Annotated in this window: 21 protein-coding genes; 9 read left to right on the top strand and 12 right to left on the bottom strand. The window is 67.3% G+C overall.

The annotated features are described in order from the left end of the window. Positions 1-4 precede the first annotated feature (4 nt). From ASC54_RS09975 to ASC54_RS09965, 3 genes are all read right to left on the bottom strand, one after another. Positions 5-3334 (bottom strand): DUF499 domain-containing protein, encoded by a 3330-nt coding sequence (locus ASC54_RS09975; protein ID WP_055898767.1) that lies wholly within the window; start codon positions 3332-3334, stop codon positions 5-7. A 3-nt stretch (positions 3335-3337) separates the two neighbouring features. After that, positions 3338-6166 (bottom strand): DUF1156 domain-containing protein, encoded by a 2829-nt coding sequence (locus ASC54_RS09970; RefSeq protein ID WP_055898765.1) that lies wholly within the window; start codon positions 6164-6166, stop codon positions 3338-3340. Positions 6167-6241: 75 nt separating this feature from the next. After that, entirely contained in the window at positions 6242-7261 is a 1020-nt protein-coding gene (locus tag ASC54_RS09965) for a sigma factor-like helix-turn-helix DNA-binding protein (RefSeq protein WP_055898763.1), read from the bottom strand. 294 nt (positions 7262-7555) lie between these two features. Here ASC54_RS09965 and ASC54_RS09960 point away from each other — a divergent pair, with 294 nt between their 5' ends. Next, positions 7556-8680 (top strand): endonuclease NucS domain-containing protein, encoded by a 1125-nt coding sequence (locus tag ASC54_RS09960; protein WP_055898760.1) that lies wholly within the window; start codon positions 7556-7558, stop codon positions 8678-8680. On the opposite strand, the gene ASC54_RS09955 is transcribed toward ASC54_RS09960, so the two are convergent. Continuing rightward, positions 8677-10392, bottom strand: a complete 1716-nt coding sequence (locus tag ASC54_RS09955; protein WP_055898757.1) for a nuclease-related domain-containing DEAD/DEAH box helicase — start codon at positions 10390-10392, stop codon at positions 8677-8679. The genes ASC54_RS09960 and ASC54_RS09955 overlap by 4 nt on opposite strands. Positions 10393-10506: 114 nt before the next feature. Here ASC54_RS09955 and ASC54_RS09950 point away from each other — a divergent pair, with 114 nt between their 5' ends. From ASC54_RS09950 to ASC54_RS09935, 4 genes are all read left to right on the top strand, one after another. Further along, positions 10507-11403: an HNH endonuclease gene (locus tag ASC54_RS09950; protein ID WP_082515033.1), complete on the top strand. Its 897-nt coding sequence runs from the start codon at positions 10507-10509 to the stop codon at positions 11401-11403. Positions 11404-11507: 104 nt separating this feature from the next. Next, the gene (locus ASC54_RS09945; protein ID WP_055898754.1) at positions 11508-11990 is read left to right on the top strand and encodes a DUF2510 domain-containing protein; all 483 of its coding nucleotides are present in this window, start codon (positions 11508-11510) and stop codon (positions 11988-11990) included. A gap of 106 nt (positions 11991-12096) precedes the next feature. Further along, positions 12097-12507, top strand: coding sequence for a DUF2510 domain-containing protein (locus ASC54_RS13080; protein ID WP_055898751.1), 411 nt, complete (start codon positions 12097-12099; stop codon positions 12505-12507). Between the two features lie 80 nt (positions 12508-12587). Then, complete coding sequence (locus ASC54_RS09935) at positions 12588-12794, top strand: dodecin family protein (protein ID WP_055898746.1); 207 nt, start codon at positions 12588-12590, stop codon at positions 12792-12794. Between the two features lie 100 nt (positions 12795-12894). Here the strand turns inward: ASC54_RS09935 and ASC54_RS09930 are convergent, their stop codons facing one another. Together ASC54_RS09930 and ASC54_RS09925 are read right to left on the bottom strand one after the other, a co-directional pair. Then, positions 12895-13716 (bottom strand): hypothetical protein, encoded by an 822-nt coding sequence (locus ASC54_RS09930; RefSeq protein ID WP_156376817.1) that lies wholly within the window; start codon positions 13714-13716, stop codon positions 12895-12897. A 199-nt stretch (positions 13717-13915) separates the two neighbouring features. Beyond that, positions 13916-14692 carry a DarT ssDNA thymidine ADP-ribosyltransferase family protein gene (locus tag ASC54_RS09925; RefSeq protein ID WP_055898740.1) on the bottom strand — a complete coding sequence of 259 codons (777 nt, stop codon included), beginning with the start codon at positions 14690-14692 and terminating at the stop codon, positions 13916-13918. Positions 14693-14865: 173 nt separating this feature from the next. On the opposite strand from ASC54_RS09925, the gene ASC54_RS12875 reads away from it, so the two are divergent. The 4 genes from ASC54_RS12875 to ASC54_RS09910 all read left to right on the top strand — a co-directional run bounded on the left by ASC54_RS12875 (position 14866) and on the right by ASC54_RS09910 (position 18408). Further along, entirely contained in the window at positions 14866-15420 is a 555-nt protein-coding gene (locus ASC54_RS12875) for a hypothetical protein (RefSeq protein WP_156376816.1), read from the top strand. 122 nt (positions 15421-15542) lie between these two features. Continuing rightward, positions 15543-16298 carry a hypothetical protein gene (locus ASC54_RS12870; RefSeq protein WP_156376815.1) on the top strand — a complete coding sequence of 252 codons (756 nt, stop codon included), beginning with the start codon at positions 15543-15545 and terminating at the stop codon, positions 16296-16298. A 207-nt stretch (positions 16299-16505) separates the two neighbouring features. Continuing rightward, positions 16506-17459 carry a carbohydrate kinase gene (locus tag ASC54_RS09915; RefSeq protein WP_162242507.1) on the top strand — a complete coding sequence of 318 codons (954 nt, stop codon included), beginning with the start codon at positions 16506-16508 and terminating at the stop codon, positions 17457-17459. A 91-nt stretch (positions 17460-17550) separates the two neighbouring features. Beyond that, entirely contained in the window at positions 17551-18408 is an 858-nt protein-coding gene (locus ASC54_RS09910) for a DUF429 domain-containing protein (protein WP_055898731.1), read from the top strand. Here the strand turns inward: ASC54_RS09910 and ASC54_RS09905 are convergent. The 6 genes from ASC54_RS09905 to ASC54_RS09880 all read right to left on the bottom strand — a co-directional run bounded on the left by ASC54_RS09905 (position 18405) and on the right by ASC54_RS09880 (position 25130). Beyond that, a complete protein-coding gene (locus tag ASC54_RS09905) occupies positions 18405-18794 on the bottom strand; it encodes a hypothetical protein (RefSeq protein WP_055898728.1) in 390 nt (129 codons plus the stop codon). The genes ASC54_RS09910 and ASC54_RS09905 overlap by 4 nt on opposite strands. Positions 18795-18848: 54 nt before the next feature. Beyond that, positions 18849-19286, bottom strand: a complete 438-nt coding sequence (locus tag ASC54_RS09900; protein WP_055898725.1) for a hypothetical protein — start codon at positions 19284-19286, stop codon at positions 18849-18851. Between the two features lie 165 nt (positions 19287-19451). Then, a complete protein-coding gene (locus ASC54_RS09895) occupies positions 19452-20384 on the bottom strand; it encodes a DnaJ domain-containing protein (RefSeq protein ID WP_055898722.1) in 933 nt (310 codons plus the stop codon). Positions 20385-20431: 47 nt separating this feature from the next. Further along, entirely contained in the window at positions 20432-22570 is a 2139-nt protein-coding gene (locus tag ASC54_RS09890) for a glycosyl hydrolase (RefSeq protein WP_156376814.1), read from the bottom strand. Continuing rightward, complete coding sequence (locus ASC54_RS09885) at positions 22567-23310, bottom strand: HlyD family efflux transporter periplasmic adaptor subunit (protein ID WP_055898716.1); 744 nt, start codon at positions 23308-23310, stop codon at positions 22567-22569. The genes ASC54_RS09890 and ASC54_RS09885 overlap by 4 nt, the downstream gene beginning before the upstream one ends. Continuing rightward, the gene (locus ASC54_RS09880; RefSeq protein WP_055898713.1) at positions 23307-25130 is read right to left on the bottom strand and encodes a glycosyltransferase family 2 protein; all 1824 of its coding nucleotides are present in this window, start codon (positions 25128-25130) and stop codon (positions 23307-23309) included. The genes ASC54_RS09885 and ASC54_RS09880 overlap by 4 nt, the downstream gene beginning before the upstream one ends. Positions 25131-25212: the final 82 nt, after the last annotated feature.

The following is a 25212-nucleotide window of genomic DNA, read 5'->3' as shown; positions in this document are numbered from 1 at the left end:
CCCATCATGTCCCCGTGAACCCGTCACCCTTGAAACCAAGCGTCGAACCGTTCTCCTTGATCGTCCGAATCTCGGCTTCACCAAAACCGCCACGCTTTGACGCGTCAATCTCGATTCGGACTTCGAAGCTATCCGGGGTTGCGTGCTGTAGGTGAACAAGCACCTCGTCGACGATCAACTTCAGCTGCGCACCCAGATCATCTGCGGGTTTGAGATCCACTCGCGCGCTATAGGTGGTGTTGCGTATCGCGGACGGAACAGGATTGGGCTTAGGTGGCTTCGGAACATCTCTCCCAGCGGGCCCCGGTGTGACATCAGGCTCTGGAGTTTCGCCGCGTTCACGTTCTCTTTGGGCGCGAGCCAATGCCGGGGACACGAGAAGAGTCTGGTCGTTGATCGCTGGCGCCTGATCCTCAATGGGAATGAGGAGGTCACGGAAGTCTCCGCTTGCTTCGTCATATCCACCAGCGAGCGCAAACCCATGAGCGTCCCACGCCATATCGGTCATTACCGAGGCAACGGCGTCCGTAAGCACTGCTTTGTCTCGAAGTCGAGCCAGGTAGGGGTACCGCACGTGGTACTCCCACAACTCGCCCACGCTCACTCGACCCGTGTTCCACTTCGCGCGAAGGTGGTTGCTCAGCGCGATTCCGATCGAAGTGGCCGAGTGCTGCACCTGCACGATATCGTGGCGCCTCAGCTTCTCGGCAGCATGGCGAGCGATCGAATCTGTGGCGCCGTCAACCTTCAGCTGGCTGATGGCCCACTGCGATTCACCTGCACCCTGCTGGGCGTGCAATGCCCAGATCCAGGTCTCGCGGATGCGCTGCCTCACGACGCCATTGAACTGGTCGATCTTGGCCTTCGCCTCATTCGACTGGCTCTCCGTCAGGTTCAGTGTCGACCGAGAGTCGTAGATGTAGGTCCACGCAAGGTAGTGCCTCACTGACTGTTCGAGCTCCTTCAGGCGCTCGCTGTCTGCGGCCAACGTCACGACCGTGTTCGCGTTGACGCGGCCACCGGCGCCTCGCTTCGAGGTCACTTCGTGGGCCCACAAGCGACCCGTGGTGTCTTTGCCCTTCTGCTCGTGTGTGTAGCGGGGGTGGGCAATGACCAGTCGCACACGGTCTTTCTCATCGATATCGAGAGAGCCCTCCGGCGCGATGACGACTTCAGGTATCTCCGGCGTCGATTTCGGCTCCTGACGGAGACGCTCAATAACTGCTGCCCACACGTCCGACTGCTGATAGGACTCAGCTCGCTCAGTGACTGTGCGGTTGAGCGAGGGCGTGCGGTCGAACCAATACCGGTCAGAGTCTGCGTAAAGGTGAGTCGCACGCTCGGATAGTTGACTGAGCGCCGACCCAAAGTTGCCGATCGTGTCACCCGGCAGCGCGACGCTCAGGAACACTTGTTTGCGCTCGATGCCCTTGTGCTCGGTGGTCAGTGTTGCCGCCGACCCCATGAAAATTGCGCGCGCGATCCGTCGTGTCAGCGCTCGCGCACCAAAGAGCGGCTTGTCATTGTCGATGTAGACCGACGTTGCCAGTTCACCGTCGATGTCTTTCGCGATGATCGGCTGCCATTCATCCGGCAGATAGCCGGCGATCTCGTCTCGCACAGCGTCGAAGTCAAGTGGCATCGACCCGGGCATGATAAGCGGCGCTTTGTCTCCGGTCGCCCACAGCGAATGAACGACGTGACTCATGAGTCTCAGCACTCCACGCGTGCGCTGAAAACGCTCGAGGGTTGACCAGTCGCCATACAGTCGATCGAAGAGCGCCGGGTGAATCGGATACGCCGCCCTGATGCGGTCTTCATAGCTGAAGTCAAGAGACTCACCCGGCAGTTCACCCTTGTGATCGGTGTAGAACTTCGTGAACCGCCGGGCAACTTGTTCGATCGTAGTGAGGGCCGCAGCATCCGGCTCCCGGAAGAGTCGCCGCTTAACGATCTCAAAAGACTCGATCGGCTTCGCCGGCGCCCAACGGTAAGCGTCGCGCGTAATGGTGTGATCGAGCATGTCGAGGGCTTCGCGACCTCGTGGGCCGCCGATCTCGATGTCGTGCGCCGAGACCGTGTCATCGTCGGCCCGAATTTCCGATGCCGGCAACGAGACCAACAACACCGTGCCCGGGGTCGCCTTGACGGCTGCGTTTAGCGCTTGCGCAAAGCTTCGTTGTTCGCCGAAGTCACCTCCTGGAAGTCCGTCCTTGCCCACCAGTCCACGGGCGTACGCCACCCACTCATCAATAAGAATGACCGCCGGTCCGTAGGTCTCGAGCAGAGTGCGAAGAGCGTGTCCCGGATTTGTCCCGTTGCGGTCAGAGTCCGCAATGATCGCGTAGCCCTCGGCTCCCCCGAGTTGCCAGGCCAATTCGCCCCAAAGTGTGTGAATCTCGGTGTCGCTATGCACCCACGTCTGGCCCGGCGAAAGCTCGTTACCGACGAGAGCAACCCGCCGCACCGGGGTCGTGAAAGTTTCAGCGGAGACCAGGTCGCCGAGAAGGTCTTGGACGGCCTGCGGGAACTCGCTCAGTGGTCGACCGGCAAATAGGTGCCACGCGGCCAGCATGGCGTGGGTCTTGCCTCCGCCGAAGGTCGTCTGGAGGTTAACGATCGGCTCGGCATTCGTGTCGCCTGAAATACGTCGAGCAACATGCTTGAGCAGAGTCTGGATACCATCGGTCAGGTAGGTACGCCTGAAGAACTCGATCGGGTCGGCGTAGTCAGCGCCTGCCTGCCCGCGTGCGACCTGGTACAAGTCGGCGGCGAACTCTGCGCTGACGAAGTTTCCAGCCGCGACATCGGGATGCGGTTCGAGCACGTCTCGCCATGCCGGAACGTCTCCCGCGTCGAGGGTGGGCATAGCCGCAACGCGCTTCGTGTCTTTCCTTACCTCCGCAAGCTGGCTCGCCTTCGCGATCTCACGACGCTCCGCCTCGACCACATCGGCCGCTCGCGGGTCATTAATCTCGCGCAGTAACAGCACCATGGTGTCGAGGGCGCGCTCGGCCTCCTTGGGCTGCCACGGCCTATTGTGGTTCGCCTTATTGCGAACGTCGAGCAGTTCGGCCGTCCACGCTTTCGTCGCCGTTTTGCTCAGCTGGTCCCAGAACGGATTGCGCCGCCCGCCTGGCCACGGAAGCGAGATCAAGTAGAACTGTGCCTGCGGATCGTAGGGCTCGTACACGTTGCCCGGAAACCGCGCCGAGACGATCTCAGTCCATTCATCACCAGGACCGAGCACCGACTCGATGAATCCGCGAAGTGCCGGTGCGACCACATCGTCAAGGGCTCGTCGCACGCGATCTTTATTCGACAAGTCAGCCATGAATCAATCCTCCAGCGAATCGAAGTCGAGTGTCGCTTCAGAAATTGCCGGCGCGATGGCAACAGCATCGTGAGATGCCGCCATGATCTCCGACCAAGCGGATGCCAACTGGTTGAAGACGATCGCCGTCTTGGTGCTGCCCCGCTTCTCTGAGATGACGAACAACAGGTCAGCTAGGGCTTTGCCTTCCGTCATGTCGAATCCGCGCTCAACTGCTGCCGCGAAAATGCGTCCAGCATCCGCGAGCCCAAACTCGGTGACGGACTTGGCAAGGTGCATTACAACTTCCCAGAGCGACACGCGGTCGTCCGCTCGCGGGTCGTATCCGGCTCTGAGCTCGGCAAGATCGAACAGCTTGACTTTGCCCCCACCAGTGCTCAAGATCCCGCTTCGCGCGAGGCCGTCGAGCGTAGTCGCTTTCGCAGTCGCGAGTGTATGCGCATCGCCAAAAGATCCAGCGCTGAATCCATGCTGTTCGAACCACGTGACACACCACCGGGTGTCCGAGTCAAAATCACCCTCTTGCTCACGACGGACCGAATCGAGTACCGAGTTGATCTGGACGAGCGCATCATGCACAGTCATCGCTGAGCCATCCGGCTGCACGACCTTTATGTACTTCGAGAAGATTGCCATTCCGGGCCCGATTGCTGCTTGCGCCATATCCACCGGCGCCACTGTTCCCTGGTACAGCTCACGAAGCGACCCAGCCATCGAGGACTTTAGCTCGGAAAGAAAACCTCTTCGATCTGTAATCGGCGCGTCTTTTGACCTCGGGCGCAAGGCAAGAACGATGGATGAGGCAAGAGCGTTGGTCCCCGACGCGATCATTCGGTTACCAAGTTCCGAGCGCATTGGCCAGGTCGCTGTTATGCACCAGCCTGCGCGGACCATGGATCCAAGAATCGTCTCCCACCCACGGGAGGACTCTTCACCGTTAAGGGACTCCGACTGCTTGAACGCGTAGTAGACGGTTATCGGGTAAATCTCTGATGCAGATGAGCGAGCGTGTGCGAATACCTCCTCAAACCCAGATTCAAAGAAATCTCTCGCCCCCTCTGTTCCGCCATGGCGATAAGGGTTTGCGACCAATTCATCAGCCTTTGGCACGAGCATTGTGCCAAGCAGATCCGTATGAACCGTTCGCAATGACCTTCTAAGCCAAACGTAAAAGAAGTCTGACAAGTCTGAATAGCCGATATTGTCATAATACGGAGGATCGGTGGACAGTACGACGTCCGCGTACGAGCGGTTTGCAGCGTCAGCTTGAATGACCTCGTGAATTCCACTCGCGGGCAACTTCTCGATGACCTTCGCGACCCAGGCTAGATCCTCCTTGTAGTCGCCTGCTGCGTTGCCAAAAGGATTCGCCTCCCCGAAGTCCCAGACCATGGGCAAGGCTTGGCGAGCGAAGACTCCACGGACGCCTTCGACCTTCGTGCTGGAGTCCCAACCGGACAACGTGGAACTCTTGTTGAGGGTCCGGCTGAGAGCGAACCCGAGGTAGGTTGTGACCGCATCAGCGTAAGACTCGGAGTCCGAACGCGCATGCTCCAGGCTCCCGGCTCGAGCATGCGATGCCGCCATCGTCTCCGCAAGGACTTTTCCACGCGCCTCCATAATCAAGTCACTCAAGTTTGTCAGAGCGGTTAGCTGCCTATTTGTGAAGAGGTCAGCCCACTCGGTCATGCCGTATGCCTGTACCCGAAAAGACAATGCCTTGTCTGGGAGGCTCCCCGCAGGTAGTACAAGAGGCTTCGAAACGTCCGCGGCATGACGGTGGCGCTCCGTAGCCGGGAGGTAAACGCGCGTCCGGGAACCCTCAGCAACAACTGCGGTCATCTGGGCTCCCAGGCCACCACTTCGACTTGTTGATCGCACATATTCCAGCGGTACGACGGTTTGACAAGACAAGCAAGCGGCACCAGTTCGACCCACCGTCCCATCCTTTTCTTTCGTTGGACCGAATTTTGTATCATGCCCGATCTCATACTCGATTCGACCGCTCACCACGGATGGGACTATGTACGCCTCTTTGCCCTTCTTCTTGCCCAGCCACCAAGTGCTCACCAGAGGCATCTCAATTCCGCAGGCCGGATTCGGGCAGGTAATCGTGCGAGCCCATATCCAGGCGATGACATTTGCAGTCGAACCGTCGGCCAATGTTGCCTTCGGATAGTGATGTCCTATCCGTTTTTCAGCTTCATCACGCACCCAGGAGCCATAACGGCGGACATCCTCAGCAAGACCGGAGGCGTTGGGCCAATCATTTCTTTGTTCGGCGGCTCCTGAAAATACCGGCGGTCGGCCGCGGAATTTTGGTGGGATTTCGAGCAGCGCTTTGTTGATGAGCACCGCGACAGGATTCAAATCAGACGCATGAGCCTTGAGCCCGAGGCGCTGCGCTTCGAGAGGGATAGTGCCGCCGCCGGCAAACGGGTCGAGGATGGCGGGCGGGTTGCCGTTCGTGCTCTTGAGAATCTCCGCACGCACCTCGTCGAACAGCGCCTCGTCGCCGAGGTTGTCCCAGTTGACCATTCGCTCGATCAGCCGAAAGAGTCGTTGGCGCTCGGCCTGAACCGCGCGTTCAGCGTAGGCGTCCGCATCCGCTTCGCCCTTGCGCACCGCTTCCTCGCGGTATTCGTCTTCGCGATTGCTGGGGTCATCCACGAGTTGGGCAAAGAGGACCGCGCGCGCCGTGGCGAGCGGGCGACGCGCCCACCAGAGGTGCAGGGTTGAAGGGTGGCCGTGGCGAATGGACTTCTCGCGTGCGGACTGCTTGTTGATCTCTTCGAGCGGCAGTGCTACTTCAATCAGCTTGCGCTTCGTCACGCGTTGGAGCCCTTCACTTTGGTTGTTCGGTCGACGCTGCGCCACGGCCGCACCAGGCGGATCTCCGCGGAATCTTCATTCTTGCAGTGCATGCGCACCGGCATGGTCTGCGCTCTCGCGCGCTGCCCGCATGGCCTTCGACCAAGAACCAAAGATGTTGCGCAAGGACGCGCCGGACGGTCGCTCGCGTCCCTCATTTGCCTCGAGTCGGCGCCACTCCTTGTAGCGGTCCACCGAGGGCGTTGCATCGCGACGATCGGCCCACGCGACGTAGTCCATCGCCGCCCTTTGGTACTCATCGGCGGTGTACTTGAGAAACCCCTTTGAGCGCCCAAACTCCGATCGCTTCAGCCCCACCCGCAGCAGGGTCTCGCTCCATCCGCCGAACCGTGCCATCGCGGCCTGTCGCGTAGGCGGCCAAAAGTGGGTACCTCGCGCTGACTCGAGACCCCAGGCGACGACCTGCTTCTTTCGAAGAACCCCGTACCGGGCCGCGGTAATCGACACTCCGGGGTTTTCTGTGGCGAAGTTTTGAGCCGCAGCAATGACGCCGAGAACGCGTGCGCGCTCAAGCTCGTGGACCCCTTGCCTCGCAAGAACTTCGGTGAGTTCGGAGATCAGCGCGTGGTCAAGCTTCTTGATGGCGAGTGAGGGGTCGGCGGGGATCTGGTAGTCGAGACCGAACAGGAACCAGACCGCTGCCACGAGCAACCGGTTTGACATGAAGTCATCCACCCAGTCCTGCGCAAACACGATACGAGCCTTGCGCAGCACAAACCCGGCCATCACCTCGTCAATACTCGGATCAATGGCCTTCAGCCTGGCGATCACATCGCGTCGCGAAGTGCCTTTGCTCGCGAGCTCGCGCGCGATGGGTAGGTACTGGGCCGCAAACGCTTCTCGCTCACGCTGCCCTTCGGCAGACTTCGTGCTTCTCGCCGCCCGGTGGGCATCCTGAGCGGTCGGGCCGCCCGCCTTAACGATGATCTGCCGCACACGTTCTCTGCTGACGCCGTACGACTTACCGATGCTGTCGAGTGACTCGCCGAGCGCACGCCGAAAGACCATGTCCTGTTCGCGCATACTTGCGTCCACGCCTGCCATCCTTCGCACAAATTCGCTGGTCTGACTTGCTCCCAACATTACGTATCACCAGTGACAAAGCGGGCTCGCAACGCTTACGGCGCGAAGGCGAAGCTGCGAAGACGCACGAACCCGTGGCCTTATCCACGTGCACGACACAATCACTCAGCGCCGGTCAGTTCTTATTGCCCCCTCGACAGGTGATCGACTGAAGCTGCCGGATAGGCAACCGCCAATCGGGCCTGCCCAGGAGCGCGATCTGAGGGCTGAAGCAGTAGCCTCGGCGCCAGCACGAAAGGAGCATCCATGCCGCGTCGCTTTTTGGTCGAGCGTGCAGGCGAGCGATTCGATCTCGTTGAGTCGCCCGCAGCGAGCGAACACCACTTGCAGGAGGTCATGAAAATGAACCCGCAGCTCATTCCCGCTGACGACCTGGGGCTCGATGGTGACCTGCTCGTGATTGGGCGTGAAACCTCCTTGGCTTCCGGGTCCATCGACTTGCTGTGCCTCGCCTCGTCGGGCGACGTGGTGCTCGTGGAGCTCAAAACTGGGCCACAGAACCCCGACTTCAGGCACGCCCTCGCCCAGCTGATCGACTACGGCTCAGACCTGTGGCGGCTGTCGGTCGACGACTTCGACCGAGGCGTCGTGCAGCGCTTCCTGCGCAGCGGGCACGCGCCCGAGCGCCTCGCCGGTAGCCACGATCTGCGCGACGCGATCAGTCGCGCCGGATGGGCCCTCGACTCCGAGGCGACGGATGCTCTGCTCGAGCGCCTTGCCGATGTGCTGCAGTCGGGCGATTTCCACTTCGTGGTCGCCGCGCAGAGGTTCACCGAGACCATGCGGACGAGCCTTGAGTACATGAACGCAACCATGAGATCGGGGCGCTTCTTCTTGGTGGAGATTGTGCAATTGGCGGGCGCGGAACTAACCGCTCACGCCGCCCAGGTCGTCGCATCGCCGTCTCGGCGGACAGCTGCGACCAGCCGGTCGCAGACGACGACCGACGAAGTCGCCTTCTTGGCCTCGATCAATGATGACCAGTATCGCGATGCGTTCCGCGACTTCCTCGCCGGCTGCATTTCGCTCGGGCTCGCCCTCGCTTGGGGATCGAAGGGGCTCTCCATCCGCATGCAGACACCCGACCAGAATCTGCCGATCTCGATCGCGTGGGGGCTGCCGGAGACCACAAGCTGGCAGGGCCTCAAGTATCTGTCGGTGGGCATCGATCGAACGTCGCTGGCCAGAACCCCGAGCGTCGCCCAAGCCGCTGAACGCTATCTCGCCGCGATCGGCGCGATTCCCGGTGGCCGGACAGCGAACTCAAAGATCTCGGCCCGCAGCTTTGACGCCGCCACTGCTCCCGCTGCGGTGCCCGCCTTGATTGAAGCGATCGAGGCGCTGGTCGAAGAGGTGCAGGCGTTGAGCTAGTCCCTAAGCTCGAGCACGACCAGCCGATCCGTCGCGCGCGACGCCCCCACATAGAGCAGATCGCGGTGGTACCCCTTCGACAGGTCGACGTCGGTCAGAATCACCGCGGGCGCCTCAAGACCCTTGAACTCGTGGATGCTCCCCCACCGAATGCGCGTCGAGTCGTCGAGGCTCGTGCCGAGGCGTGAGGTGAGTCGGGCATCCGTCGACTGACTGGCGAGAGCCTGGCCGGCAGCCGACCGCTCGCGAGCGTAGGGCGACAGAATCACCAGCTCGCGCACCGTGAACGGCTCCGACAGGATGCGCTCGACGGCGTCGGCGAGCAGGGGCTGCTGCTGCTCCAAGGTGGTGAAGGTGTGGCGCTCGACCGAGACCTGGTCGTCGTCGCTGCGGCGGTGCTCGCTGTAGAGGGTCGGCTCGCCGATGAGCTCGGCCACGAAACGCGCCACCTCGGGGGTCGAGCGCACGTTCTTGTCGAGTCGGAGCGTCATGAGACCCGGCATGCGGCGCAGCACGGTGGCGCGGGCATCCGTAACCTCGTCGTCTGCGTGGCGGCGGTAGATGACCTGGTGGTCGAAGTCGCCGGTGAGGAAGACCGGCGCGCGCTCGAGCCCGCCCACGAGCAGCGCGTCGAGCACGTCGAGGTACTGCTCAAGCGCCACGTCTTGCGCTTCGTCGACGACGAGATAGTCGTACTGCGGGCCCAGCTCAAGGGCCGCCTCGAGTGCCTGCTCGGGCAGGGTCTGGTCGTACCACTCCGGCTCCACTCGCCCGCTTTCGAGCTTGCGCCGCGCCTCGTTCTTGCCCGCGTACCGATCGACCACCTGCGCCATCAGCGAGTGGATGCGCCGCACCTCCAAGCCTTCACCGCAGAGCTCGGCGAGTCGGGCTTCGATGAGGCGATTGAAGACGACGACGAGGGTGCGCTTCCCGGCGACGCAGGCTCGGCGCGCGGCCTCTGCCGCAACCCACGTCTTTCCCGAGCCGGCGGGCCCCTCGACCAGCAGCCGCGGGTTGGTTCCGACCACGTCGAGCACCTTTACTTGCTCGGCCGTGAACTGGGCTTGCTCGGCCTCGCGGCGCCGCGCGAGCTCTTTCGCGCTGAGCTCGGCGACGAACCGCGGGGTGAGCAGTTCTGTGATTCTCGCGGTGTGCTCGGCGACGGGTTGGCCGGCGACGCGGCGGTAGCCGCTGACGCTGTCGGCGAGGTGGGTATTCGCGTGGGTGAGCGTGCGGATCACCGCGGCGGCGGCGTTGCCGTTCGCCAGGTCGGCGGCATCCAGCAATTGCCAGTTGTGCCAGCCGATGCTGGGGGCGAACTTGGTCTTGCTCAGCTGCGTGAGCCAGGCGGCGTGAAAGACCGGGTAGCCGACGGGGCCGGCTCCTTTCGACTGCAGGTATTCGAAGATGGAGTGCTGCGCCCCCGACGCCTGCTCGAAGGGGCTGCGGGTGACCCAGTCGCGGCTGCCGTAGCGCCAGCGGCCTTCGCCGTCGGCCTCGATGCTCTCGTGCGACTTCACTTCAATGACCAGGATGCCCTGCCCCGGCGCCACGACCACAAAGTCGGCTTCGCCCTGGACCTGGCTGACGTGGCGGGCGATCTCGAGCGAGTGGAAGACGACCCAATCGTCGGTGCGAGGTGCGTCGCGGAGCGCCGCGAAGACGGCGTGCTCCCCCGGTGGGGCGTCATCGCCGATCGTGGAAGGGATCATCCGTGCCATTGGAATTGAGCGTAGGTCGAATGCCGGGCTCGGTCGACACCCCCGAATCGGTGGCAAAGTCTGGGCTCACCAATAGGCTGCGGTGAAATAGGGCAAGGAGTGCGGATGCTGTCGAGCGAGGAACAGGCACGTCTGCGGTTGGAGATCTTCGCCGAGCTTGAGCTCTTCATCGACGCGCGAGGTGGCTTTGCCAGCCGGGACGAGCTGACCGCGTTCACGCTGCGAGGCGGCCTGCGCATCCCGCTCATCGACCGCAACAAGGGCATCCGCAACCCGGCCGAGTTCGATGCCACCCTGGCGATCGTCTCGGCCGGCGACAAAGGTCGTTACAACGTCTACGATGACGCGATCGACCGGACGAGCGGGCTTCTCTACTACTCGTGGGCGCAAGGCCCGCTCAACGCCGGCGACAACCGGAAGCTGCACGTCGCGTTCGAGCAGCAGGTGCCCATCATCCTCTTCGAGAAGCCGCTGCCGAACCTCTACGTTCCCGTCTTCCCGGTGCACGTGATCGACGTGCTGCCCGAGCGCCGCCAGTTCGTCATCGACCTCGACGAGAGTGGCGTACGCGCCACCACTGCGACGACGCTCGACAAGCGCTACGTCGAGCGCCTCGTGAAGCAGCGTGTGCATCAGCCGGTGTTCCGGGCGCGTGTGCTCAGCGCCTACAACAAGCGATGCGCGGTCTGCACGCTCAAGTACGCCGAGCTCCTCGACGCCGCGCACATCATCGCCGACACCGACGAGCGGGGGTTGCCCGTCGTCACGAACGGCATGGCGATGTGCAAGATTCATCACGCCGCCTACGACCAGAACTTCCTCGGAGTCAGCCCCGACTACGTCGTGCATATCAACGAACGTCTGCTCGCCGATCGTGACGGGCCCATGCTGCAGTACGGCCTCCAGGCGATGAACGGCAAGCCGCTCGAGCTGCCGGCTCGTCGCGACGACCGCCCCGATCGCGACTTCCTCGCCGAGCGCTTCGCCACCTTCGCCTCCTAGTCCACGCCCAAGCGCTCGCTACGGCGCCGCGGGCGCCGCATAATGAACTCACCTCACCGCGCGCCTCACCCACGCGCCCCCACCCGAGCTTCGAGGAACCCGCCATGACCCTCAACCCCGCCGACTACGGCCAAGCACCGCCCGCCGAGGGCTGGTTCCCCGACCCCACCTCCCCCGGTCACGAGCGCCGCTGGGACGGCACCTCCTGGACGAACGAGACCCGCGAGTCCGCCAAGTCGCAGCTCATCGAGCCGTCCGCGCTCGCGAGCCCCGACCAGCTCAACGCCGCCATCCTCAGCGCCGAGGCCTACAGCGAGCTCGTCGACCTCGCTCCCCCGACGCCGCCGGCCTCCGTGCCGCTGCTGTCGGTCGCCACCGCGCCCAAGCGCGACCGCAAGACGCGCCGGCTCGTCGGCGGGCTGTCACTGCTGCTCGTCTTCGCCGGAGTCATCGCCGTCATCGTCGGTGTCTACGGCCTCGTCGGCGTGCTCGCGCTGCAGACCACCGCAGCGATTCTGCTTGCCGTCGCCGGCGCCGTCGTCTTCTTCGCCGGCATCGTCGTCGGGGCGATTCGCACCCGCCGCTGACCGCCGCACGAGCACCAGCCAACAACGCGAGCCGCGATCGCTGATTCACACCCCCCATTCGGGGGGCACTCCGAGAAATGCCAGGGGCATCCCGGACGATTCTCACGTGACTGACATCGTGATCATCCAGCCGCGCGAGGGATGGTTCGCCGACCCCACCGTCCCCGGCCAGGAGCGCTGGTGGGATGGCGTCGCATGGACGCCCCTCACGCGCCCCGCCGCCCGCACCGCCCCCGTCGGCCCCGAGCAGCCCGCGAGCCCCGACCAGATCGAGACTGCGATCGAGAGCGCCGAGGCCTACACCGAGCTCGTCGACCTCGCTCCCCCGCGCATCGACGACCGTCTCGTCACCCGCGTCGACGCCGCCGAGCTCGCCGACGCCGCCCGCCAGCCGTCGGCACGGGCCGGCTACGCCGCCGCGATCGCCGTCGGGATGCTCGGTTCGGCCCTCATCGCCGCCACCGCCGTGATCACCACCGGCCTCGTGCAGTCGGGCACAGTAGCGCTTCCCTTCTAGCCGGCGCACCCCCTTGCGGCACATCGGCCGCGCACCTTGACTGGCCCCTTCACCCGCTTCACCGAAGAAGGAGGAACGCCATGTCATCTGTCGCCCGCGTCACCACCATCACCGCACGATCCGAGAAGAGCTTCGAAGACGCCATCCGCGTCGGCATCGAGCGCTCGAGCGCCACGCTCCGCAACGTCGAAGGCGCCTGGGTCAAGGAGCAGAAGGTCGACATCGACAACGGCTCCGTGCGCATGTGGCACGTGACGCTCGAGGTCACGTTCGTCCTCGACGACTAGACACCGAGAACACAGCAACGGATGCCCGGGAGGGCTCCCGAGCGCAGACGAGAGCCCGGCGGGTGCGTAGACACCGCCGGGCTCTCGAGCTGGGCGGGAACTAGCCGAACGGCAGCGGCGACGGCGCCGAGGCCGCCTTGCCCCAGTCGATGGTCTGCGCGAGCGAGTCGACGAGCTCGGTGAACGCCGCACCGTGCTCGCTGTTGGCCTCGAGGAGCATCGAGTAGACCTGGTTGGCGCCGGCCTGCGAGCTGACGCCCGCGAAGTCCGCGACGTCGAGCGGCATGCGCGCGGCGACCGCGGCGAGAGCCGTGTCGAAGTACTGCTGCATGATCTCGCGCTCGTCGACGCGCTCCTGGATGATGCGGCCGCCGAACTTGCTCAGGGCGGTCAGGCCGAAGCTCTGCCACAGGATGAACCCGTGCCGGTCATCCCACGCCTCGGGGTAGGCCTTCGCGACGGCCGACCAGTAGTACGAGACCATGCGGGTGATCAGGCGCGCGCCCTGCTCGAGCTGCAGCTGCGACGCCGAGTGCGGGCCGCCCTCGATCGCGGCGAGCACGACCTCCGGCGGGAAGCACTGCGCCTCGACGCGCGGCATCTCGCGCAGCGTGATCGAGACGATGGCCTTGAGGGCGCTGAGAGTGATGGGCTCGACGGCTCCGACCTTCTTGGCGAGCTTCTTCGCCTGCGGCACGTGGACCTTGCCGTCGAACACGGCACCGGCCTTCACGAGCTCGGCGGCGATCCACTCGGCGCGGCCGTTGGAGTTGTGGAGCAGCTCGGCGTCATCGGGCCGGGGCTCGGCGGTGACGACGCTGATCAGAGGCGGCACGGAGGCGGGGGCTCCGGCGGCGGGGAGGTTCGGGCGGGCGAGGCCCGCGTAGTCGAAGCGCGAGCGCGCGGGGGCGATATCGGTCATGATGCATCCCATCGGGGGGTCCGTCGGGCGCGAGGATGGGTGGTTCGGGTGCCACGCGCGGGACTGGGTGCGGGTATTCGGGTATGACGGAACGCGCGGGGACACGAACCGTTCTCGTCATTGTGCACCCGAGGGCGCTAGAACGACACCCCGCGTGCGGGGGACACGCCGGAGCGGATCGGCGAATTCGCGCTGCCGACTACGCGATCGGCGTCGGCACGAACCACGGCGGGTAGACGGCGACCTTCGCCTTGAGCCCCGCGTCGGCGAGCGCGCGCTTGACCTCGTCGCGGCGCTTGTCGTTGGCGACGGCGACGAGCGCGACGCTCGCGAGCGGCACTGGGCCGGGAACGAGGGCTTCGGCAGCCTGCATGACGTCCTCGTCCATGGCGGCGCGGGCGAGCATCCGCTTCGCCGCGTCGGGGCTGCTGCCGACGGCGGTCGTCATCGCGGCCGCGTCGCCGTCGGTGACGATCAGTCGGTCGGCGACGGCCGGGATGTCGACGCCGAGCACGACGAAGTCGACGGCGAGGGCGCGGCGGGCGTCGTCGCTCCAGGTGGGGCCGGCGGCGCCGTCCTGCACGAGCGACCACCAGGTCGCGCGCGGCGTGAGCGAGAACGCGATGCACTCGAGCACGGATGCGTCTGCCGTCGCCTGCGCGGTCGCCCGCAGCTCGTGCGTGATCGGGCTCGCGAGCACGACCTCGGCCTGCTCGGCGCTCAGGGTGCTCGGCTTCAGCTCGCCGCTCGCGATGATCGCGGGCAGGTTGCGCACGTGCGTGACGTGAAAGATGCGCTTCGGGAGGTTGCTCGCGCGCGGCTCAGGAGCCTTCGCGGCGGTCGTTCCGGGAGCGGGAGTGCGCAGATTCGTCTTCGGAGCCTTCGGCGCACGACGGATCGCGACCTTCTCCGGCTCGGGCGGAGGGAAGCACGATGCGCACATGCCGGGCTCGAAACCGTGAATGCACTCGTCCATGTACTACTGCTCCCTCACTCCGTTGCGGGCTCGTGGCCCGAGGGTTAACGGTACGCGGGTTTCCGGGGAGCTCTGACCGCGCCGGTCGTCCCCCGCGCGTGGGGTTGCGGTCGGGTCGTGCGCCGTTGTGGAGAACACCCGAATCCGACGAATGCTCTGCCTACCCTGTGCGGGTGACGTCGTCCCGCCTGCCCCTGGCCCTCCTGCTCGCCGCCTCCGCATTCGCCCTCGGTGGATGCTCGCCCGAGGCCGCAGTGCCCAGCGCGCCACCCTCGGCCGAGGCCGAGCCGTTGTTCGCGAGCGACGAGGAAGCGCTCGCGGCTGCGGAGGCGGCATATGCCGAGTACCTCGCCGTATCGAACGAGATCCTTGAGAGCGGAGGAGTGGGTGAAGAGGAGCTACGTCCGCTCGTGTCCGACCAGGTCTTTGAGGACGAGAGCGCTTCATATGCGGAACGACGAGCCAAAAACTGGCGAAGCGTCGGCTCTACCGAGCTAGTCAGCACCAAACTGCAGCAGTCATCTGAAACTGCGAGTGGCGCGGAAGTCATCGCTTTCGTCTGCGTTTCGTATCTTGATGTCGACGTGGTCGGGCCCGACGATGTATCTGTTGTAAACCCCGATCGACCCCCTTACGTGACGTTCGAGGCCGTAGTGTCCTTCGACTCAGAAGGCAAATGGCGACTCGAACGAAATGAGTTCTGGGAAGCGTCGGAGTCATGCGAGTAACCACGACGTTTACTTCGGTTCTTCTACTCGCCGGGTTGCTCTTTGCGTTTGACCCCACAATCTCCTCAGCACAAGCGGCCGAAAGCTGCAACACCAACGCCAATCATCAAACCGGCGGACAGGTGTGTGCCAAGAACGGCACAGAGGAAACCACGATTGAAGGCACCGAAAGCGCTGGGTCAACCGAAGAAAGCAGTTCGGCCAACGCCCCTACCGACAACACAGTCGCCGACCGCGTCGCCTGGACCCCTCCACCCGGCATCCCGCCGTGGGTCGTCCCCGTCGAGCGCTGCGTCGCGCAGGGCGACATCGCCGCCGACTGCACCGCTGCTCGCCCCGGCGCCCCCGCCGCTCCCCCGCCCGCCGACTCCGCTCCCGGCACCCCCGGCATCACGATCCGCGACGTCGCCTCCTTCCGGCCCGAGCTGGCGACCCTCTCCTCCGAGCCCGACGGCTGGGCCGTGCGCGGGCTTCACGCCAACGTCCTCGCGGCCGGCGGCACGAGCATCCGCACGGGCGAGCTCTTCGGCATCACCGCCGAGGTGCGGTTCACCCCCGTCGCCTACCTCTTCGACTACGGCGACGGCTCCGCACCGCTCAGCACCTCGACGCCCGGCGCCACCTGGGCGGCGCTCGGCCTCGACGAGTTCGACGCGACCCCCACCAGCCACGTCTACGAGAGCTCCGGCACCTACGCCGTCACCCTCCTCGTCGACTACGCCGCCGAGTACCGCATCGGCGGCTCCGGACTCTGGACACCCATCCCCGGCACCCTCGCGATTCCCTCCGACCCCGTGAGCATCGTCGTCGCCGACAGCGCCGCCACCGCCCTCGTCGACCGAGACTGCGCCGCCAACCCCCGCGGGCCGGGCTGCTGACGTAACAACACCAGGTCCCCCAATTTGTCCCCCTAAATGCGGACACCCCCAAGTCGGGGGTGAAATGGTCTCACCACCTCGTTTACCTGCCGTTCACGAGATAAAGTCGCGGTAGAACGACCACTGGGGTGGTCGGCACATCCAGGGGGAGGTGCAATGGTGGACACCCGACGTCTCACGACACCACCGACGCGCACACGAGCACTCGTGATCGGCGAATCGCTGATCGACATCGTCCACGACGACCGCGCCGGCGACGGCAGCGCTCCGCTGACGACCGAATACCCGGGCGGCAGCCCCATGAACGCCAGCATCGGCCTCGTCCGCCAGGGCATCGACGTGCAGTTCGTCACCGAGCTCGGCGCCGACCAGCGCGGCGACCGCCTCGAAGAGCGCCTCGTCCGCGAAGGCGTCGACCTGCTCATCGCGCCCCGCGCCGGCAGCACCGCCACCGCGAGCGCCCACCTCCGCGGCGACGGCTCCGCCGAGTACTCCTTCGACCTCGACTGGAGCCTCGGCTGCGGCGAGATGCCCGCGCACCGGCCCGTCGAGGTCCTCCACTTCGGCTCGCTCGCCGCCGCCATGAACCCGTGCTGCTCCGACCTCGAGAACGCCGTCCGCGCCGCCCGAGCCACCGCGACCATCAGCTACGACCCGAACATCCGACCCACGCACGACACCGACCCCGACGCGGCCCGCGCACGGGTCGAACGGCAGGCGCGCCTCGCCGACATCGTCAAGGCCAGCGACGAAGACCTCGCCTACCTCTACGGCGACGAGCCGCACGCCGCCATCGCCCAGCGCTGGCTCGACGCCGGAGTCGCCCTCGTCGTCATCACCCGCGCCGCTGACGGCGCCCTGCTCATGACCGCCGACGCCGTCGTCGACCTGCCCGCCTACGACGTCGAGGTGCTCGACACCATCGGGGCCGGCGATGCCATGACCGCCGGGCTCCTCGCCGGGCTCGGCACCCTCGGCCTGCTCGGAGCCGACCGTCGCGAAGAGCTGCGCAGCATCGACGAGCGCACGCTGCGCGCCGTCGGCGACTGGGCGCAGCAGACCGCCGCGCTCACCATCGGACGCCCCGGCGCTGAGCCGCCGACCTCCGCCGAGACCCGCGACGCGCTCCTGCAGACCAGCTCCCGCTCCGTCGCCGCCTGACGACCACAGCGACGACCACAGCGACGACCACACCGCCGACCACACCGCCGGCCCGGCGTCCGAGCCCAGACCGCTCGACTACGCTCGCCGCGTGGCGCGCTACTTCGGCATCGACCTCGCCTGGGGTCTCGGCCGCACCGACCCGCGCACCGGTCGCGTGCGGCCGCCCAACGAAACCGGGCTGTGCCTGCTCGACGCCACCGGGCGCATCCTCGACGCCGGCTGGGCCCGCGGAGTCGACGCCGTCCATGACTTCATCGCCGCCCACGAGCAGCCGGGCGACGTCATCGCGATCGACGCGCCCCTCATCGTGCCGAACCCCACCGGCATGCGCGCCGCCGAGCGCGAGGTCGCCTCCCGCTACGGGCGCTGGAAGGTCGCGGCGAACGCGTCGAACGCGGGCTCGGCGGCCCGCGCCGGAGAGCTGCTCCTCGCCGCCCTCGAGCCCCGAGGCATCCGCTACACCGACGGCACCGGGCCGCCGCTCGCCGGCACGACCGTCGCCTTCGAGTGCTACCCGTACACGACGCTCGTCGGCGTCGCCGAGCTCGGCTACGACGACGAGCGCCCCCGCTACAAGCGGCTCATCCCCGGCATCGACCGGGCGGATGCCCGCGCCCGCCGCGCCGCCGCCTGCGACGACCTCATCGCGCGGCTCTCCCGCCTCGGCCCGAGCACGCCGCCGCTCGACCTGCGCAGCCACCCCGCGACTCGCGCGCTCGTCGACGAGCCCTCGCCGATCACCGACGCCGCCTACAAGCACCGGGAGGAGCTGCTGGACTCGGTCATCTGCGCCTGGACGGCCGCCCTCTGGCACGCGAACGGCCCCGAGCGCACGCAGGTGCTCGGGGCCGACACGGGCGAGGTGGATGCCCGGGGCCGGCGGGCGACGATCGTCGCGCCCGCGCGCCCCGAGCAGCGCCGCGCCGCAGAGGACGAGAGCGGCTAGCGCTCCTCGTACTGCTGCAGCGACGCGGCGAGCTCCGCGAGCCGCGACTCGGAAACCGGGATGCCCGACTGCTCGAAGCGCTGCGCGAGGAGCTCGAGGGCTGAGCGAGCGTGGCCCTGCTCGAGGTCCTGCCGGGTCTGATCGAGGATTCCGGTGATCTTCTGCTCGTCGGTGGCGTCGAGAGCGCCGTCCTCGATCGGGCGGGACTGCTCCGCCTCGGCGCCGGCATCCTTCGCGTCGAGTCCCTCGTGCCGCTGGCTGTCCGCCGTGCCGGAGGTCTCCGCCGTCTCGACGAACTCGCCGGAGCCGCTGCCGGCGGGCGGGGCGCCCTCGACGTCGCGCGGGTCGAGGTGAGCGGGTGAATTCTCGTGGGGCTGCCAGGTCATGCCTCGACTCTGGCCCTGCTTCCGGGGCGTTCCCTGAATCCGCTCGACGGACGTTCAGGCAGCGGGCGGATTACCCTCAGCGTCCTGCTCCTGCTCCGCTGCGGCCGCTTCCTCAGCCTCCCTCTCCTCCCGCAGCCGCCGCGCGCGGTCGACATCACGCAATGACTCCGCGAGGTCGGCGATCTCCGCGTCGCTGAGCGACATGCGGCACGCCTTGAGCCGCTCGCGCAGCAGCGTCTCGGCCTCGAGGTGGTGACCGCGACCGAGGTCGAACCGCATCTGGTCCATGAGGCCGTCGAGCTTGTCGCGCTCGCGCGCGCCGAGAGCGCCGTCGAGCACGGGGATCTCCTGCGTGGTGGGCTCGTGCTTCGGCTTCGGCTGCAGTGCCCACGGGCCCTGCTTGAGCGACTTCGTCGCGAACAGCGGCTCGCGCGGAGCATCCGTCGCCCACAGCCGCCGCACCGGACCGCTCGTCTTCGACTTCCAGGTCATCGTCGTCCCCTTCGTCAGCGCGCAGTCCGCCGGCCACCCGATCTTGCAGACGGCGGACTGCGCGTGCGGGCAACAGTGCGCCGCGAGACGGGGAGGACGCTGGAGCGAGACCGCGTGTTCTCTGTCAGTGAGTGGCGAAAACGCCGTGGGCGGAGTGCCGCCCAGTTAGACGAAGCGGATGCTCGCCTGCAGGCGCGTGCGCACCTCGAACAGGTCGGTACCGCCGACGCCCACGCCGGGCAGCCCCGTCCGGAGCAGGTTGACCAGGCGCGAGCGCTCCACGAGCATCCCCTGCGCGCCGCGGACGCTGCCGAGCTCGGTGAGCGAGGCGGGCGCCTGGGAGTCCTCGACGACGATGACGAGGCCCGAGAACGTGACCTTCGCCGAGCGCGCGATCGTCTTCGCGCGGATGCCGAGCTGGTGCAGCGGCTTCTCGCCCGAGGCGAGCCCCTCGCCGATGAGGTCGCCGCGCTTGACCTTCACGGGGCCGCCCCAGTCCTCGCTGAGCACCGCCCAGAGGCCGGTCGGGCCGAGCACGACGTGGTCGACCTTGTCGTCGGGGCCGGGGCCTGCGACGACGTCGTGCCAGATCGTGAAGCCGATGCCGAGCGTCGCGAGCGCCGTCGCCGTCTTCTCCTCCGCGACCGCGGCGGCGAGCGTGTGCCGGATCTCGCGCGGCGCGCTCCGCACGAGCTGCAGGTCGTACGGGTCGTCGAGCGCGGCGCCGCGCCCCACCCACTCGCGCATCATCGCGAGGTAGCGCTCGCGGTACATGCCGCCGGGATGCCCGTGCGACTTCGCGTTCGGCCGCGAGTCGCCGCGGCGCGCGCCCGCCCCTCCCCCAGAGCTGCCCGAGGTCCACGCCGCGGAGCCGCCCGCGCCGACGTCGGCGCCCGAGTCGTAGGCGTAGCGGGCCGAGGGCGTGCCGATGCGCTGCCACGCCTGCTGCACGCGATCGAACTCGGCGCTCGATCCGCCCGTGTCGGGGTGCGCCTGACGGAGCCGGCGGCGGTAGGCGCGCTTGAGGTCGTCGTCGCTCGCCGTCGGGGCGACGCCGAGAACCTCGTACGGGTTCGCGGCGAGAGGGGACTCCGACATAGTGCACCGAGCCTAGCGAGCGCGGGCGAGGAAACGGCTGGGCGCGACTACTGCTGGCTCATGATGAACGCGAGCGTGTACGCCCGCGAGCCACCCTGGTCGATCTTCGAGGCCGGGAGCTCGCGCGCGGCGGCGAGGGCCGCCTCCGCCTGCTCGGGGCCGGCGAGCGACTGGTACATGAGCAGCGAGTCGGCGAACAGCGTCGCGGTCTCGGCGCCGCCGGGCGCGGCCTCGGCGATGTTGTCGAGGATGCGCTCGGCGTCCACGCCGTCGGCGAGGTAGCCCGCCATCGGGTGCATCGGCAGCAGCTGGATGCCCACGATCGCAGACGGCTCAGGGCTGAACCACGTGCCGAAGTCGCGCTTGGCGTCCCACACGATGCCGACCGTGCCCCGCTCGTAGCCCGCGTAGGGCTCTGCGGCGCGATCGAAGGCCGTCCAGTACGCGCGGGCGCTGTGCGCCTCGGCCGAGAGCATCCACTGCGCCTGGTCGGCGAGGGCGTCATCGCCCGTCGCCTCCGCCCACAGCGCGAGGCCGTTCGCGGCGCTCACGGCCTCCGAGCTCGACTCCTGGTTGTTGCCGTCGGCGAAGGGCGAGAAGCCCGACGCCCACGAGTGGCCCGAATACGGGTCGAAGGCGCGCTGGGCGGGGAAGACCTCGCCGCCGCTGCTCGCGATGTCGGCGGCGAGCAGATCCATGACGGGGCGCAGCTCGTCGACGAGCTCGGTGTCGATCTCGGCGGATCCCGAACCGCCAGCGCCGGCCGGTCCGGTCGCGCCGGCGAGCACGCCCGCGGCGTACAGGAAGTAGCCGTAGTGGAAGTGGTGGTCGTTGAACTCCTCCGAGCCGAACGACGCCTCCTGGCCGACGATGCCGCGCAGCCGCGAGTCGTAGGTGAAGCAGCGCTCGGCGCGCTCCTCGCAGCCCTGCGGCTCCGTCCACGTGCGCAGCTCGGCGGTCAGGCGCTCCTCGAGCCCCGTGGCGATTCCGGCGGCCGCCTCGGCGGTCGCGTCGTCACCGGTCGAGAGCTGGCGGGCGAGCTGCAGCATCGTCGCGAGGCGCGCGAGGGCCTTGCCGCCGAAGTAGGTGTCGGCGGGGCTCTCAGGGGTCTCGGCGACATCCTGCTCGAGGGCGGCGACGAGCTCGGCGCGGTCGTCGCCGGTCGGCTGCGCGTCGTCGAGCGCGAGCGCGCCGGCGGGGGCGAGCTGCGGAACGCTCCACTCGAGCTCGGCGCTCGCGCACAGCTCCATGGCGCCGTACGCGGTGAGGAACGAGCCGAGCGCGCACGACGCACCCTCGCTCTGGTGCGGCAGGCGGCCCGTGACGGTGTCGCTGCCGTCGGCCGTGGCGTAGGTGAGAGCGGTCGTCGCGGCGTCCTCCGCGAGCGAGGCCGAGACCTCCACGCGCGTGATGGGCGATGCGGCCAGCGCCGCGAGCTCGGCGACGTCGGCGCCCTCGGGAACGGCGACCCAGTTCGCGGTCGCCCCCTCCGGGAGCTCCACGACGAGGCCGTCATCCGAGACGGATGCCTCGGGCGCGACGAGCGCGAACGTCGCGGTGGGCGTCTGCAGCGTGTGCACGCCCTCCCCCGCGTCGGGCGCGGCCTCGACGGGCGCGTTGAGGCGCAGCTGGTGCGCGGCGGTCGCGGTGTAGCTCACGACGGGCGAGCCGCGGGCGATCGTGACCTCGGCGGTCGGCTCGTCGGCCGCGGCGAGCGCGAGCGTCACCGAGACCTCGTCGTAACGGGTCACGACGGCCGAATCCGTGCCGGCGGTGAGCGTCACGGCGGGCGCGTGCGGGGCGCTGATGGCCCCGGGGCGCGAGGTGACCTCGGGCACGCCGAACGCGACGCCGTCCGCGACGAGACCGAACGACAGCGGCAAGGGGAACACCGGCTGCGGCTCGCTACCGAAGACGAGGCCGCTGAACCACGAGTTGGTCGGCGGCATGAGCCCCTCGGCGAGGCGGTCGAGCGACACCTCGGTGCCGGGGGCCTCCGGGAGCGCGTCAGCGAGCGGGCGCGTCTGCTCGTCGCCCAGCACGGTCGCGCCGAGGGGCGAGGCCGCGCCGTCGCCGGCGGAGCCGCCGCGGTCGGCGGGGGACGCGCATCCCGCGATCACAGCGCCGATGCCGAGAGCGGCGACGGCCACGAGCGGGGCTCGGGGCGTGCGGGAGCGGGCCCTCACGCGAACAGCGCCTCTCGCACGTCGGAGATGAGGGTGCGCAGCTCGGCGACCGAGGTCGCGAGCAGGTCGTCGTTGCGCAGCTGCATCGTCGCCTCGACCGGCGTGCCCGGCGTCATCAGGCCGCCCTGCTCGGCGAACTGCGACTCGTCGATGTCGACGGTCGCGGTGGCGACGGCCTTGTCCTCGACCGTCGCGACCTCGATCGACTCCACGGTTCCGGCGAGGATCTGGTCGTTGGGCAGGGTCACCTCGACGCGGGCGCCCTGCTCGATGCGCTCGAAGTCCTTCGGGTCGAGGATGAACTCGGCCGAGACGAACAGCGAGTCCAGCGCCGCGATCGTCGCGAGGGTCGAGCCACCGGCCGCGTACCCGCCCTGCTGCACCGCGACGTCCTGGACGAGGCCGTTGACGCTCGAGAGCACCGTGTAGGTGCCGTCGTCGTTGACCTGGAAGACCTCGCTGTCGGGCACCGAGATCTCGTCATCGATGTCCTGCAGCAGCTGCGTGGACTGGATGCGCGCGATCGGGTCGCCCGCTGCGACGGCGTCGCCCTGCACCACGAACTGCTCGATCACGGTGCCGGAGTAGTCGGTGCCGACGGGGTACTCGATGGCGTCCATCGAGGCCGAGCTCGCGTCGGTCTCGCCCTTGCGGTGCGAGAGCGCGACGGTGAGCGCGAGGACGAGCAGGAAGACGGCGATGACGCCGAAGAACATCTTGAATCGGGTGGCCCAGGTCATGCGGAGACTGCCTTTCGGTCGGAGCGACGGGCGCGTCGGCGCCCCTCGAGGGCGTGCTGGCGGTCGGAGCGGCGGATCGCGCGCTCACGGGCCTTGCGCTGTCGGCGCTCGCGGGCGATCTGCCGCGACTCCGCCGAGGCGGTCAGGATGAACGCGCCCATGATGAGTGTGTTGGTGACGTTCCACGCGGTGGCGAGCGTGAGCGCGCCGTTCGTGACGTCCTTGTAGATGGCGACGATCGAGGTCAGCAGCAGGAACCAGAAGAACAGCGTCTGCGGGATCATCACGTTGAACGGGCTCGACCTGTCCCTCTTGCCGCCCGTGACGTGCCAGGCCTGGTCGCGGCCGAGGATCACGTTGCCGAGCGCCCGGAGGTAGATCGGGAAGGACACGCTCGCGAGCATCAGGGTCTCCCAGCGGAAGGACCCCATGGTCGTGAAGGCGAGCATGATCTGCAGGCCGTAGAAGCCCAGGTAGAACAGCAGCCAGGTCACCCACGTGACCGTGAGGTTCACCGGGCGCAGGTCGAAGAAGATCTCGAGCGGCGGCACGAGCAGCAGCAGGAACGGGACGATTCCCACGAGGTAGTGCGTGGCCGTCACGAAGTACTGCACGCGCTGGTCGGGCGTGAGCCGGCGGCGCGGGTTCAGCGGGTTGGCCTTGAGGAGGATCTCGAAGCCGCCAGTCGCCCAGCGCAGCTGCTGCTTGGAGTAGTCCTCGATCGTCTCGGGGGCGTCGCCGATCGCGAGCGTGACGGGGATGTACACCGAGCGCCAGCCGGCCTGGTGAAGCTCGTACGAGGTCCACACGTCCTCCGACTTCGAGTCGGTGTGCATGCCGCCGATGTCGTCGATCGCCGTGCGGCGGAAGATGACGTTCGTGCCGACGCTGAAGGCCGCGTTGAAGCTGTTGCGGCCCGGCTGGACGAAGCGGTAGAAGATCTGCTGCATGTAGGCGGCGCCGCGCGAGATGAGCGTGTGCAGGTTGCCGTACGCCTGCGGGGTCTGCACGAAGGCGACCACGGGGTCGACGAAGAACGGCACGGTCTCGTACAGGAAGTCGGGCTGCGGGACGAAGTCGGCGTCGAGGATGACGTAGAAGTCGCCGTTGCTGATGCTCAGCGCGTGGTTGACGTTGCCGGCCTTCGCGCCATTGCTGCTCAGGCGGCGCACGTAGCGGGCGCCGACCTCGGCGGCCATGTCGCGCACCTCGTCGCTGCGGCCATCGTCGAGGATCCACGTCGTGTGCGCGCCGCGCATCGCGACGGCCGCGCGCGCGGTGCGCTCGATCGTCTCGAGCGGCTCGCCGTAGACGGTGATGAAGACATCGACCGACACGGGCTTCTCGTCGATGAGCAGCGGCCAGCGGGTCGGGTCGTCGTCGAGCGCGTTCTCGCGGATCGCCGCGGTGTCGAACAGGCGCTCCTGCGCGTGGTGGAAGAGGAAGTCGCGCGGGTCCTTCGAGCCGGAGAGGATCGTCCACATCGACAGCAGCGCGGTGCCGACGAGGACGACCTCGGCGATCACGACGAGTGTGTACGGCAGCCAGTCGCCGCGGTTCTCGGGGTTGAAGAGGAAGAACGTGTACGCGAGCACGCCCAGCAGGGCGATGACGACGAACAGCAGCAGGGTCGGCGAGGTGACCGACTGGTTCTCCACCGCGCGCGGCAGCGGCGCCTCGGGCGGACGGCGCTCCCCCGCGAACAGCATGTCGGAGCGCACGGACGCGCGCGTCGGCAGGGTCGAGGCCGGCGCGCGGCTCGATCGGCGGTCGGTCGCCTCGGTGGTGAGGGCTGCTTCCCGCTGTCTCCGGGTGTTCATGCGCATGCTCGTCACGCAGAGTCCTGTTCTCTCGGTCGCGGCTCGGGGGCGTCCTTCGCGAAGAGCGCGCGGATGCTGAGCC

The sequence above is a fragment of the Yonghaparkia sp. Root332 genome (assembly GCF_001425665.1).
Taxonomy (GTDB): domain Bacteria; phylum Actinomycetota; class Actinomycetes; order Actinomycetales; family Microbacteriaceae; genus Microcella.
The sequence above is the reverse complement of the archived record's forward strand: the minus strand, read 5'-3'. Positions and strand labels throughout refer to the sequence as shown.

Coding starts and splice junctions, on each gene's coding strand:
- ASC54_RS09900 (WP_055898725.1), bottom strand. CDS start 19,286: ATGACCTGGAAGTCGAAGACGAGCGGTCCGGTGCGGCGGCTGTGGGCG.
- ASC54_RS09975 (WP_055898767.1), bottom strand. CDS start 3,334: ATGGCTGACTTGTCGAATAAAGATCGCGTGCGACGAGCCCTTGACGAT.
- ASC54_RS09935 (WP_055898746.1), top strand. CDS start 12,588: ATGTCATCTGTCGCCCGCGTCACCACCATCACCGCACGATCCGAGAAG.
- ASC54_RS09895 (WP_055898722.1), bottom strand. CDS start 20,384: ATGTCGGAGTCCCCTCTCGCCGCGAACCCGTACGAGGTTCTCGGCGTC.
- ASC54_RS09960 (WP_055898760.1), top strand. CDS start 7,556: ATGCCGCGTCGCTTTTTGGTCGAGCGTGCAGGCGAGCGATTCGATCTC.
- ASC54_RS09885 (WP_055898716.1), bottom strand. CDS start 23,310: ATGACCTGGGCCACCCGATTCAAGATGTTCTTCGGCGTCATCGCCGTC.
- ASC54_RS09930 (WP_156376817.1), bottom strand. CDS start 13,716: ATGACCGATATCGCCCCCGCGCGCTCGCGCTTCGACTACGCGGGCCTC.
- ASC54_RS09955 (WP_055898757.1), bottom strand. CDS start 10,392: ATGATCCCTTCCACGATCGGCGATGACGCCCCACCGGGGGAGCACGCC.
- ASC54_RS09950 (WP_082515033.1), top strand. CDS start 10,507: ATGCTGTCGAGCGAGGAACAGGCACGTCTGCGGTTGGAGATCTTCGCC.
- ASC54_RS09945 (WP_055898754.1), top strand. CDS start 11,508: ATGACCCTCAACCCCGCCGACTACGGCCAAGCACCGCCCGCCGAGGGC.
- ASC54_RS09905 (WP_055898728.1), bottom strand. CDS start 18,794: ATGACCTGGCAGCCCCACGAGAATTCACCCGCTCACCTCGACCCGCGC.
- ASC54_RS09925 (WP_055898740.1), bottom strand. CDS start 14,692: ATGGACGAGTGCATTCACGGTTTCGAGCCCGGCATGTGCGCATCGTGC.
- ASC54_RS09880 (WP_055898713.1), bottom strand. CDS start 25,130: ATGAACACCCGGAGACAGCGGGAAGCAGCCCTCACCACCGAGGCGACC.